General features: G+C 59.3%; 11 protein-coding genes. 6 read left to right on the top strand and 5 right to left on the bottom strand.

Annotated elements, in window-relative coordinates; translation table 11 throughout:
- Positions 1-46 precede the first annotated feature (46 nt).
- From V9T28_RS08315 to V9T28_RS08325, 3 genes are all read left to right on the top strand, one after another.
- The gene (locus tag V9T28_RS08315) at positions 47-808 is read left to right on the top strand and encodes an ATP-binding cassette domain-containing protein (RefSeq protein WP_116398536.1); all 762 of its coding nucleotides are present in this window, start codon (positions 47-49) and stop codon (positions 806-808) included.
- A complete protein-coding gene (locus tag V9T28_RS08320; RefSeq protein WP_116398537.1) occupies positions 808-1,842 on the top strand; it encodes an ABC transporter permease in 1,035 nt (344 codons plus the stop codon). Before V9T28_RS08315 ends, V9T28_RS08320 begins: the two co-directional genes overlap by 1 nt.
- A 72-nt stretch (positions 1,843-1,914) precedes the next feature.
- A complete protein-coding gene (locus V9T28_RS08325) occupies positions 1,915-2,859 on the top strand; it encodes a sugar-binding protein (RefSeq protein WP_116398538.1) in 945 nt (314 codons plus the stop codon).
- A gap of 36 nt (positions 2,860-2,895) precedes the next feature.
- Here V9T28_RS08325 and V9T28_RS08330 read toward each other — a convergent pair whose 3' ends face one another.
- Complete coding sequence (locus tag V9T28_RS08330) at positions 2,896-3,828, bottom strand: sugar kinase (protein WP_245423818.1); 933 nt, start codon at positions 3,826-3,828, stop codon at positions 2,896-2,898.
- A gap of 85 nt (positions 3,829-3,913) precedes the next feature.
- On the opposite strand from V9T28_RS08330, the gene V9T28_RS08335 reads away from it, so the two are divergent.
- The 3 genes from V9T28_RS08335 (at position 3,914) to V9T28_RS08345 (ending at position 5,942) form a co-directional block, all read left to right on the top strand.
- The gene (locus tag V9T28_RS08335) at positions 3,914-4,345 is read left to right on the top strand and encodes a GlcG/HbpS family heme-binding protein (RefSeq protein WP_116398539.1); all 432 of its coding nucleotides are present in this window, start codon (positions 3,914-3,916) and stop codon (positions 4,343-4,345) included.
- Positions 4,346-4,596: 251 nt separating this feature from the next.
- A complete protein-coding gene (gene trhA / locus V9T28_RS08340; protein WP_158554664.1) occupies positions 4,597-5,283 on the top strand; it encodes a PAQR family membrane homeostasis protein TrhA in 687 nt (228 codons plus the stop codon).
- A gap of 11 nt (positions 5,284-5,294) precedes the next feature.
- Positions 5,295-5,942, top strand: coding sequence for a DedA family protein (locus tag V9T28_RS08345; RefSeq protein WP_116398541.1), 648 nt, complete (start codon positions 5,295-5,297; stop codon positions 5,940-5,942).
- 53 nt (positions 5,943-5,995) lie between these two features.
- Here V9T28_RS08345 and V9T28_RS08350 read toward each other — a convergent pair whose 3' ends face one another.
- The 4 genes from V9T28_RS08350 to V9T28_RS08365 all read right to left on the bottom strand — a co-directional run bounded on the left by V9T28_RS08350 (position 5,996) and on the right by V9T28_RS08365 (position 12,573).
- On the bottom strand, positions 5,996-8,773 hold the full coding sequence (locus V9T28_RS08350) for a S10 family serine carboxypeptidase-like protein (protein WP_116398542.1): 2,778 nt from the start codon (positions 8,771-8,773) through the stop codon (positions 5,996-5,998).
- 391 nt (positions 8,774-9,164) lie between these two features.
- Complete coding sequence (locus V9T28_RS08355) at positions 9,165-10,106, bottom strand: branched-chain amino acid ABC transporter permease (RefSeq protein ID WP_116398543.1); 942 nt, start codon at positions 10,104-10,106, stop codon at positions 9,165-9,167.
- A 268-nt stretch (positions 10,107-10,374) separates the two neighbouring features.
- Positions 10,375-11,262 (bottom strand): branched-chain amino acid ABC transporter permease, encoded by an 888-nt coding sequence (locus V9T28_RS08360; protein ID WP_116398544.1) that lies wholly within the window; start codon positions 11,260-11,262, stop codon positions 10,375-10,377.
- A 96-nt stretch (positions 11,263-11,358) separates the two neighbouring features.
- Positions 11,359-12,573 (bottom strand): ABC transporter substrate-binding protein, encoded by a 1,215-nt coding sequence (locus V9T28_RS08365; protein ID WP_116398545.1) that lies wholly within the window; start codon positions 12,571-12,573, stop codon positions 11,359-11,361.
- Positions 12,574-12,593: the final 20 nt, after the last annotated feature.

A 12,593-nucleotide genomic window follows, 5' to 3' on the forward strand; every position in this document is an offset into this window, starting at 1 on the left:
GCATTTGGGAGAGGCGTGAGGGAGGGGTGGCGAAGTGAGGGCAAGTTTGAATGCGGCGCCTGCCAGCGCGCCAGTGCTGCAATTGTCCGGCATCGGCAAGGATTTTGGCGCCATCCGGGCGCTCGCCGACGTCGATCTTTCGATCGATCGGGGCGAGGTCGTTGGCCTGATGGGCGACAATGGCGCCGGCAAATCGACCTTAGTCAAAGTCATCGCCGGCAATTTTCACCCCACTCATGGTACGATCCGCATCGAAGGCGCGGAGCATCGCTTCGATCGCCCATTGGATGCGCGCAATGTCGGCATCGAGGTCGTTTATCAAGATCTGGCGCTGTCCAATAATATCACTGCGGCCGGCAATCTGTTCCTGGGGCGCGAGATTACGCGGAAATTCGGACCGTTCACATTTCTCGACCATAAGGCGATGAATGCACGGGCGCTGGAATTGTTCGGCGAATTGAAATCCGAAACGCGGCCACGCGATCTCGTCAAGCAAATGTCCGGCGGCCAGCGGCAGGCGGTCGCCATCGCCCGCACCAGACTGTCGGCGGCAAAACTTGTTCTGATGGACGAACCGACAGCGGCAATTTCCGTCCGGCAGGTGGCCGAGGTGCTCGATCTCATTGGGCGCCTGCGCGATCAGGGCGTCGCCGTGATCCTGATCTCTCACCGCATGCCGGACGTGTTCGCGGTGTGCGACCGGGTCGTCGTGTTGCGGCGCGGCGAGAAGCGGGCCGACAAGAAAATCGCCGATTCAAGCCCCGAGGAAGTGACCGCGCTGATCACCGGTGCCAAGGAGTTTGCCTGATGAGCGAAAATACGGGACCGGCCATTTCCTTTGGCAACGTCGGCCAAGCGCCCTGGTATAAAAAGCCGCCGTTTGCGTCGCAGACCGCTTATGTCACGCTCGCCTTCGTCGTTATCACGCTGCTCGTTGCGGCGTTCGCTCACAACTTTCTTTCGCATGGCAATCTGCTCAACACGTCGAAAAACTTCAGCTACATCGCGATCGTCGGCCTCGGTTCGACGCTGGTGATCATCACCGGCGGCATCGATTTGTCGGTCGGGTCGGTGATGGCGCTTGTCGCTGTGAGTACCGTCATTTTCATGCGGCTTGGCTCCGAGTCGCTTCTCGCGGGCATTCCCTATGCGGTTATGATCTTTGCCGTGCTCGGCGGCATATTGCTGGCCGCGTTGATCGGGCTGATCAACGGCCTGCTGATCGCCAAGATCAAACTCTCACCCTTCGTGACGACGCTTGGCATGCTCTCGATCTGCCGCGGCGCGACCTATGTGATCACGCAAGGGCGCGGCCAGGCGCCGAACGGACCCAATGTCGATGCGTTTTATTCCGCCACCGACGGCATGATTCTCGGCCTGCCGGTCCCGCTCGCCTATATGCTTATTTTTGCGATCATCATGGGCGTCGCGCTGCGCCACACGCGCTGGGGCCGTTATGTTTTCGTGCTTGGCGGCAACGAGCGTGCGGCGCAACTGACGGGTGTTGCGGTCGATCGAGTCAAGATCTCGGTTTACGTGTTGTGCGCCATGAGTGCGGGCTTTGCCGGCATTCTGATCGCCGGCTGGCTTGGATCCGCGCCTTCCAATCTAGCGCAAGGCTACGAACTGAAAATCATCGCCGCTTCGGTTATCGGCGGGGCCGATCTTGCCGGCGGCGTTGGTGGTCCGGTTGGCGCGATCATCGGTTCGGCGCTGATCGAAGTCATCCGCAATGGCCTCGCGCTGTTCGGCGCCGACACTTATTGGGAACAGGTTTTTGTCGGTGCCATCATCATCATGGCCGTGCTGGTCGACAAATTGCGCACGCGTCAACCTGAGTGACATGAGGGTTTCGGCGCTGGCAAGGTCCTCCAGCGCCGCATCGATCAGGACCGCAATTGGGAGGAATTCGACGTGAAGAAGATTCTGCTTGCTGCTGTGGCAACAGCATCATTGATGAGTGTGGCGCATGCCGCCGATGCGTATAAGTTCGCACTGATCCCCAAGGGAATGGACAATCCTTATTTCGATCTGTCGCGCGACGGGTGCCTGGCCGAAGCCAAGAAGCTCGGCAATGTGACCTGCATCTACAAGGGGCCGGCTACCCATGAACCGGCGACCGAAGTGCAGATCATGCAGGACTTCATCACCCAGGGTATCGACGGCATCGCGATTTCCGTTGCCGATGCGGATTCGGTCAAGGGCGTGATCAAGGCGGCTGTCGACGCAAAGATTCCCGTCATCACCTTCGACGCTGACTCTGACCAATCCGCGCGCCAAGCCTATATCGGCACCGACAACAAGGAAATGGGCCGCGAGCTTGGCCGCCAGCTCATCAAGGTGCATCCGCAACCCAGCACCTTCGCGACGCAATCGGGCGGCCCTGCGGCTGCGAACTTGAACGATCGTTTGGCCGGCCTCTATGAAGTGCTCAAAGGCGCCGGCTGGACGGAAGTGAAAGGCTCGCCGGCATTCTGCAATGACGATGCGGCTTTGGCGGCCCAGCAGCTCAGTGATTTCGCCACCGCCAATCCAGATATTGGCGCGATCGTTCCGGTCGGAGGGTGGGCCTTGTTCGCACCGAAGGCGTATAAATCTTTCGTCGATGCCAACATGGATAAGGTGAAGGCCGGCAAGTTCCCGCTCGTCATGCCTGACACGCTGCCGGTCGAATTGCAGACGCTGAAGGACGGCTACGCCCAAGTGCTGGTGGGTCAACGCCCCTATGAAATGGGCCAGAAAGCCATGGACGTATTGCTCGCACTGAAGAAGGGCGAAAAAGTACAGCCGGTGACGATTGTCGGTCTCGACGTCGTGACCAAGGACAATGTCGACAAATTCCTGTCGCCGGCAAAGTAGGACTTTCGCACGTGCGACACCAAAACAAGTGCGGCTCTAAGGAGCCGCACTTTCTGCTTCTGCCAGTGCCTTGAGCACCGTCTCGCGCATGGGCATGGGCGCGACCGCGCCATAGCCAGTTGTCGAAAGCGCTGCTGCTGCATTGGCGTAGCGACCTGCGCGCATCGGATCGCGTGTGTTCAGATATTCGGCAAGAAAGGCGCCGTCGAACGTGTCGCCGGCACCTGTTGCATCCACCGCCTGAACGCTGATCGAGGGCACGCGAAGGCGCGTGTCGGGTGTGGCGATCAACGAGCCTTGTTTGCCGAGAGTGAGCGCGACGACCTTGGCGCCGAGATGCAGATAAAAATCGGCGATCGCGTCAGGGTCCGTCAGACCGGTCAAGTGTTCGGCGTCGTCCAGACCGGGGAGGGCGATGTCGCAGGCGCGCATGGCTTCGTGAATGATCGCACGTGCGCGGGTGAGGGACCATAATTTCAGACGAAGATTCGTGTCATATGAGACGAGCACACCCGCTGCCCGCGCCGCTTCGATCGCGACAAAAACCGCATCCGCCGCACTTGCCGAAATCGCCTGGCTGATGCCCGAAACATGCACGATCTTCGCTGCGCGAATATAATCCGTCGGCACGTCCTGGGGTCTGATGCGGCTCGCGGCCGAGCCAGCGCGCAGATAAGAAAACTCGTGACCCTCCGGGCCGTGAGTGACAAAATAAACGCCTGTGTGGGCGTCCTCATCGATCTTGACCGCCGATGCGTCAACACCCTCTGTGCGCCACAGATCGAGAAAGCCACGGCCGAATGTGTCGTTGCCAAGACTGGTGAAATAACCGGTCTTCGCGCCTGACCGCGCGGCAGCAACGATGGCATTGGAGGTATCGCCGCCGAAGCCTGGTTTGTAGCCGTCCTCGCCTTTGACTTGATTGAGCTCAAGCATGGGTTCACCCATGCCGACAATATCCAATGACATTTTTGCTCCCATTTTTGGTTCGGACATTGACGGGAGAGGGTGGAGCGGTCAACTCTCCTCCGCAAAATAAAAATAAGGAGCCGATATGAGCGAACTGACACTCGATAAGGCGCAAAAAATTCTGACTGACACTTTGGCGGATGCACGAACCAAAGGGTTTAAGCCAATGGCGGTAGCTGTGCTTGACGCCCGCGGGGCACTTGTGAGTTTTGCCGCAGAGGATGGGTCGAGCGCCGCAAGATGGAAAGTGGCGCTCGGCAAGGCGCAAGGGACGATCGCTTTAGGGATTGGCTCGCGGAAGATCGGCACCATGGCGGTGGAGCGGCCACATTTCATCGGCGCGTTGAATCATCTTGTCGCGGAGGGCATTGTGCCGGTCGCCGGCGGCGTCTTGATTAAGGACGCGCAGGGTAAAATCATCGGTGCCGTTGGGGTGTCCGGCGATACGTCCGACAACGACGAGTTGATGGCGGTGGAAGCCATTAAAGCTGCGGGCTTTACCGCTGACGGCGGTTAGACTGATGCCTATCCTTTAGGTTAACGGGGGCCGTCCGGCAGCATGGCCGGTCCATCCTTTGTTTACCTCAACCGCAAAAATGCCATTTTGCCCCGCCACGAAAAGGCTCTTCGTTCATAAAAATGCAAGATCGGGCTGCGTAACATGCCCGTCATGGATGTGCGCCAAAGAACATTTGGCGTCACAAACTTATGATAGGCAAGAGCATGCTCAAGCCTCGCACCATAGGGCGTCTTCGCCCGGAAGCATCGATGGCCGTCACCGCCGTCACAAGCTCCGCTGTGCGCAGGGAATATCGCCGCCAACATTCTCTGTCAGAGCAGATCGCCGATGGCTGCGTGCATGTGATCGGCATTCTGGCGGGTTTAAGCGGTAGCGTGCTGCTGGTGACCGAGGCGGCTCTCCGCCAGGGGCCGGTGCAAGTGGTGCTCGTCAGCATCTATGCCATGGCTTTGCTCGCCATGTTCTCAGCCTCGGCTGCCTATAATTTGTTCTATGATACGCGGTTCCGCGACATTTTCCGGCGTTGCGACCATTCGGCTATCTTCTGCCTGATCGCCGGCACCTATACGCCCTTCGCCATCGCGCTCAATCCGGTGTTCGGAGCGTCGCTGTGCGCCATCGTCTGGGCCGTAGCCTTTGTCGGCATATGGCTCAAATTCACACGGTCTGACCTCTTCGATAAAGTGTCGGTCTATATTTATTTGGCGCAAGGCTGGCTCGCCGTCGTCGCGCTCCATCCGCTGGCAAGCCACATGCGCCTGGATGTCACGCTGACCTTGATCGCCGGCGGGCTGCTCTACACGGTGGGCGTCGTCTTCCATCTTTCCGAGCGCCTGCCGTTCCACAACGCGATCTGGCATCTTTTCGTCTTGGCTGCGGCGGTATGCCATTATACGGCGATTCTCGATGGTGTCGTTCTGACCCATCTGTCCTGAGTCTTGCCGATATGCCCGCCTTCATAACGGATTCATTGCTGCCGCTCATTCAGACGCACGGCTATTGGGTGATTTTTGTCGTCGTGATGCTGGAAAGCACCGGGGTTCCGATGCCTGGCGAGACGGCGCTTGTTTCGGCGGCCATTCTGGCCGGTTCGACAAAGCAATTGAATATCGAGCTGATTATTCTGTGTGCTGGCGCTGGCGCGATCTTGGGTGACAATCTCGGCTATATGATCGGTCACCGTTGGGGGCTGCCACTTCTCGTGCGCTACGGTCATTATGTGCACCTCGACGAAGGGCGCCTGAAACTCGGCCAATATTTGTTTTTGCGCTTTGGCGGAGCGATCGTGTTTTTTGGTCGTTTTGCTGCGCTCCTACGCACCTTCGCGGCGATGCTCGCAGGCGCCAACCGCTATTCGTGGCGGCGCTTTCTGGCTTACAATGCGGCCGGCGGAATCGTGTGGGCGCTGCTTTTCGGACTCGGCGGCTATCTTTTTGGCCATGCTATCGAAACGTTGTCACGGCCCATCGGCATCGCTGCTGCAGCGGCTGCGATTTTGGGCTTTCTCGTCGTCCTTCTTTTAATGCGGCGGTTCGAAGCGCAATGGCAGGAAGCGGCGGAGCGGGCGCTGCCGGGACCGCTGAGCGTCGATTAGGCTCTTCGTTCACCGCTTCATGTGGACGTGTCATCGCCGCGATGAAGCGGCGATCATAGCGCAGCCTTGGCTCTGCGGGTGGTCGTATTGGACGCGGCAGCGATCCTGGGCGCGAGGACTGCGGCTCCGAACAATCGCGCCAGCCGGTCGCCGATCGGCACGCCGATTCCGGTGCACGGGTCGGGACCGACCTGCGCGCGGTAAAAGCCGTTGTCGCCCTGAACGATATCGGTGAAGCACGTTTGGTTCAGCCAAAGTTTCGGCGTGATGAAGCCAAGTTTTTGGCCGAAGGCGGCGAACAAACCGGCATACAGCGGCGCGACAGCGCTGGTGCCGCCGAGCGGCGCGGAAGTGCCATGCACCGTGAGGAGATATCCTGTATTGGGATCGGCGTTCGCCGCGACGTCGGGAACCATGCGGCCCGGGCCTTGCGGCGCGCCAGCCTGCCACGACTGCGGCGGGAAAATCGTGGAGAAACCGCCGCCTGTCCCGTTGCCGTTGGGGTTTCCGGGGTCGTCGTTCCACACGACTTCAGCCTGCGCGGTTTTTGTCGTGCCGCCGCAGCCGATGATGTAGGGGGACGAGGATGGCAAATCGACATTGGCAGGCGTCGGTCCGCCATCTGAAGCATCATTGTCGCCGGATGCCGCAAAAATCACCATGCCTGCGGATGTGGCGGCCTGGGCCGCGGCATTCAACTTCGCGACATAATCGACCCCTGCCTGTTGGCCTGCGGCCTGCCACGCGGCCTCGTCCGCGCCCCAGGAGATCGAGCACACGTCGCAGCCGTCCGCGGACGCTGCGAGAATTGCAGCAGCAATGGCGTTCATGTCCGTCGCGTCCGCCCAGTAGACCCGGATCGATGCGGCCCGGCCCGTCGCCGTTGCATAGGCGGCCGCGGCAATTTCAATATCCATCGTGACTTCGTAATCGGGATCCAAGGGATCGCCCGCATGTTGGCCGGGCTGGTTCCCTTGTCCACTGACCACGACATCGACCATTGTCGGTGAAGGTTGATTGATCGACTTGCAGAACGTGTCGATGTCGCTCTTTTGATACCCGCCGTTCAGTTCGATGATCGCGATGACGCCTTGGCCCGATGTCCCGGTTGGCCAAGAATAGGCCTTGCAGAGATCGGGAACGGCCCAGGGACGGGCGTTCGGCGGCGCCCGCATGGCGATGGTCTTGCCGGTCCCTGGCCGTTTGAAATACGGATGAACGAGCATCCGTGTCCTGGCGCGTTCGGCGGCAAGCAAAGGTGCGAGTTTGGCCCGAAGCGCAATCGGCGCCACGACAGTGTCGTAGAGCGCGGCCAGATCCGCGGCCATCTGGGTGCGCGAGCCGCCGTCGAGATAAATCATATGGCCCGATGGATAGTTGCGGATCGTCAGATTGGCGCGGGCTTTCGGATCGACGAGGGGCATCGCGTCAAGGGTGAGTTTCGTCTGGAAGAATGGGGTCACGGCATCGAAATAGCCGTTGGCCGAAAAGACCTTCAGATCCGGGTTCGCGGCCATCGCTGCCGCAAGGTCGCCGGCGGTGTACACGATCGGATTGCCGCTCGCGTCTTTCCCGCCTTTCTGCGCCCCCGTCGGGTCGATGTGGCTGAAATCCCAATTGGCATAAGCCTGATCGTTGAGGTCGACAAAGTTCGATGTCGAGGTGAATTGCAGATCGTTGTTCAGATACACGTTCCACATCGACGTATAGACGCCCGAGACCGCGGTCATCGTCGGATCGTTGGCGCCCGACGCCGGGTCGACAATCGCGGCGATGCCCGTATCGATCGCCGTCACGCGCCCATCGTAGATGCCGAGAGCGACACCTTGGTCCTGGAGCAACGTCACCAGAAACGACGAGGTGATGCCATTGTTCGCTTCGACATTCAGCGACCAGGATTCGAGCACGACCGGGGATATGCCGAGGATTGCGCTCAGTTGCTGCGTGGTCGCCGGGTCGCTTTTGGGAAAGGCCGCCACCGCCTGCGCATAGGGTCCTTGGGCGAAGGCGGTGACCTGCGCCATGAAATGTTCCAGGTCCACCGGCGGCGGGCTTACCGTCGTCTTTTTGTGCCACCACGCATCGGCGGCGAAGGTCGGCAACAATCCGATCGGATTCGAGAAGGTCGGTGTGTAGTCGAGCACGCTCGATTGCAGGACGATGCCGTTCAAATCGATCCCGTCCTCGTGCAGCATCCAGGCCAGAACGCAGGAACGCGTCGTGCCGTAGGATTCGCCGAAAAGGAACCGCGGCGAGTTCCAGCGACCGTAGGCGGTCAAATATCGCTTGATGAATTGCCGGATCGAGCGCGCGTCTTGATCAACGCCCCAAAAGTCCCGGTTCTTGGCGGGAGCGATCGCGGCCGAATAACCGGTGCCGACCGGGTTGATATAAACGAGATCGGTGCGATCGATGAGGCTGTCCGGATTATCCTCCATGCGATAGGGCGGCGGCGGCGTGAAGCTCGGCATATCGGTACGGATCCGCCGAGGCGCGAAAGAGCCGAGCAGCAGGAACACGGCCGAGGAGCCGGGGCCGCCATTATAAAAGAACGTGACGGGCCGTGTGTTTGGATCCGCCCCGTCGGCCGTGAAGGCGACGTAGAAAAATTTCGCGTAGGGTTGCGACGAAGACGGGTCGACCGCGACGAGGTGGCCGGCCCGAGCGGTGTAAGCAATCGTGCGGCCTCTGATCGTCGTATTGTGGTGGGTAATGGCAACGTTTTCCGACGTATCCGTGACGTTATCGTTGGGGCCCATGCCATAGGCCGTCGTATCAAGTATGGGAACATCAACGGGCGCGGATGTGGGATTTGAGGCGGCGACCGGCATGGGACTCCCTCCTGCAAAATAATCTCAATCTTGAGGCGCGTTTTTCCGATCTGTGGACGATTGCGATAAGAACAAAAGCGCGTTGCGCATAACGCGGACAGTTAATGTGTAAGATGATTTTGGCATATGTAAGGTGAACGCCAGATTGGCGGAAGAATCGGAAATTCGTTATAGGAATAACGATCTTGATCCACTGAAAATGTTTGGAAGCACGAAAATTAGGGACAGCATAAATTCCTTTCGCAACGCGAAACGGCCTAAAACGTTTGACAGGGACTTCCCGGATCGCGTGAGAGAAATTTGCGTTCTTTCAGAGACGCAAAATGCTCTACTTCTCTGTTTTGTCGCGTTTTCTTAACCGAAAAGTCGTTCAACTTTTCTGGAAAATGCTCTACAGCGGCTTGCCGATGCGACGGGCGATTTCGCCGACGATGCCGCGGCGGAACGCGAGGACGCAGGCGACGAAAATCGCGCCCTGAATGACGATGACCCAGGAGCCGAGGCCGGTCAGATTGTTTTTCATCAAAACGATGATGAAAGCGCCCGCGACCGGGCCGAACACCGTGCCGAGTCCGCCGACCAATGTCATGAGCACGACTTCGCCAGAGGCCGTCCAATGCACGTCGGTCAGTGAGGCGCCTTGCACGACAATCGCCTTGAGGCCGCCGGCAAGACCGGCAAGCGCCGCCGACAGCACGAACGCCGCAAGCTTGTATTGCTCGGCTTTATAGCCGAGCGAGATGGCGCGCGGCTCGTTCTCGCGGATGGCTTTCAGGATTTCGCCGAAGGGCGAATTGATGATGCGATGAATGAGCAGGAAGGCGGCGAGAAAAATCACCAGCACGACGAAATAGCATGTGAGCTGATTGGACAAATCGATGAGGCCGAGGAGCTTGCCGCGTGGCACTTCGTTGATGCCGTCCTCGCCATGGGTGAAGGGTGCCTGAAGGCAAAAGAACCGGACCATCTGCGCGAGCGCCAGGGTGATCATGGCAAAATAGATCCCCTGCCGCCGGATCGACAAGGCGCCCGTGACAAGGCCGAGCGCCGCGGCAACAACAACGGCGGCAAGCATCGCAAGCTCCGGCGTGACACCCAGTTCCTTGGCCGTATAGGCGCTGACGTAGCTTGCAAGGCCAAAGAACATCGCATGGCCAAAGGACAGAAGGCCGACATAGCCGATGAGCAAATTGAACGCGCAGGCGAATAGCGCAAAGCAGAGCGCCTGCATCAATGTCGGCAGATAGATCAGTTGCGGCAGAAGAGGCGCGATCAGCAGCAGGACCACCATGATCGCAAAGGCCCAGCGTTCGCTCGTCGAGGCGGTCGTCATGTTAGGGTCGAACCTCAATAATGGATTGTATCTGGACGCGGCCAAATTGACCGAATGCCAGGAGATGGGACGAAGCAGGGCGTCGGCCCTGCGAGGAGCATCGACGCCGCAGTCGGTCAATTTCGCCGCGCCCCTTCGGGGTGAGGTGAAAAATGGTCATCTGCCGCGTCGCAATGCTTGCCGGTACGGACGTACCGGCGTCGCAATGCTCCTTGCATATGACCATTTTTGACCTCATCCAGATACAATCCATTATTGAGGTTCGACCCTAAGCGCTCCGGCCAAAGAGTCCGGTCGGACGGACGAGAAGGACGATCACCATGATGGCAAACACTGCAACATCGGCAGCCGGGGGAAAGTAATATTTGATGAGCCCTTCGATTAGGCCGAGGAGGAAGCCGGAGAGGATCGAGCCCATGATGGAGCCCATGCCGCCGATCACCACCACGGCGAAAACCACGATGATCATGTTCTCGCCCATGTCCGGCCGCACCTGATTGATGGGCGCCGCGAGCACGCCGGCCAGCGCGGCGAGCGCAACGCCCGCGCCATAGGTGAGGGTGATCATGACCGGCACGTTGATGCCCATGGCGCGCACCAGGGCAGGATTCTCGGTGGCCGCGCGCAAATAGGACCCAAGCTTGGTGCGCTCGATGACGAACCAGGCGATGAGGCAGACCGCAAGCGAGAAGACGATCACCCAGCCGCGGTAGGACGGCAGACGCATGAAGCCGATATCGAGAAGGCCGTTGAATTGTGGCGGGCGATCATAGGGGATGCCGGATGTGCCGAAGTAATTTTGAAACACTCCCTGAATGATCAGCGCGAGACCGAAGGTCAGCAGGAGTCCGTAGAGCGGGTCGAGCCCGGCAAGCCGCCGCAACATCGTCCGTTCGATGATCATGCCGCAGGTGCCGACGACGAGCGGCGCGAGGACCAACGCATACCAATAGCCGAGGCCAAGCAGATTGAGCAGAAAATAGGCTACGAAGGCGCCGACCATGTACAGCGCGCCATGGGCAAAATTGATGATGTTCAGCATGCCGAAAATCACCGCGAGGCCGAGGCTGAGCAAGGCGTAAAACGCGCCATTGATCAGCCCCAGCGTCAACTGGTTCATTAAGGCTGGAAGATGGCTAAAGAAAACGGATGTCATGGCTCAAATCATCGATCGACTGTGCGGCCCGTCACCCCGGCGCAGGTCCGGGGTGACGGATGACGGATATGCTTGCGCATAGAGCGCAAACTCGGTTTACTTCTTGACGAGCGGGCATTCGCTCTCGGAAAGCGGACGGAAGGCTTCGTCCGCCGGGACGGTGGCGAGCAGCTTGTAATAATCCCACGGATATTTCGATTCGGCCGGCTTCTTCACCTCGAAGAGATAGACGGGATGAATCTTGCGGCCGTCGGCGCGGACCGTACCCTTGCCGAACAAAGGATCGTCCGTCGGCATTTCTTTCATCTTGGCGACGACTTTGGCGCCGTCATGCGGATTGCCGCCGAGTGCATCCAATGCCTTCAAATAGTGCAGCGTCGCCGAATAGACGCCGGCCTGCACCATGGTCGGCTTCTCGCTGTGTGGCATCAGTTTGGAGAACCGGTCGGAGAAGGCGCGGGTCTGGTCGTTCATGTCCCAGTAGAATGCGCTAGTGAACGTCAGGCCTTGGGCCGTATTCAGACCAAGCGCATTCACGTCGGAAATGAAGAGCAGCAGAGCCGCAAGTCGTTGGCCGCCCGATTGAATGCCGAATTCCGCCGCCTGCTTGATCGAATTGGTCGTATCGCCGCCGGCATTGGCAAGGCCGATGACTTTTGCGCCAGACGATTGCGCCTGCAGCAGATAGGACGAGAAGTCGGAAGTGTTCAACGGATGCTGCACATCACCTAGTATTTTGCCGCCACTGGCCGTGACCACGGCGCCGGTGTCGCGCTCCAGTGCGTGACCGAAGGCATAGTCGGCGGTGATGAAGAACCATGTGTCGCCGCCGGCTTTCACGACCGCTTTGCCGGTCGTGTTGGCGAGGGCATAAGTGTCGTAGGTCCAGTGAATCGTATTGGCGTTGCAGGCCTTGCCGGTCAGATCGGAGCTAGCCGGACCGGAGGCGAGGAACACACCGTTCTTTTCCTTCGTGACGGCGCTCACCGCGAGCGCGACGCCGGAATTCGGCACGTCGACGATGGCATCGACTTTCTCGTCATCGAACCATTTGCGCGCAATGTTGGTGCCGATGTCCGGCTTGTTCTGATGGTCGGCGCTGACGACATCGATTTTCCAGCCCTTGGCTTCGAGCCCGGAATCCTGAATGGCGAGTTGCACGGCAACGGTTGAGCCCGGGCCGCCGAGATCTTTGTAGAGGCCAGACATATCGGTGAGATTGCCGATCTTGACGTTCTTGTCCTGCGCCATCGCGCCGGTACAGAACAACAAGAGGGCCGCGGTAACGGACATAGCTACGCGCAATTTCATTCCCAATCTCCCTGTTTCAA

The organism is Methylovirgula sp. 4M-Z18 (genome assembly GCF_037890675.1).
Lineage (GTDB): Bacteria > Pseudomonadota > Alphaproteobacteria > Rhizobiales > Beijerinckiaceae > 4M-Z18.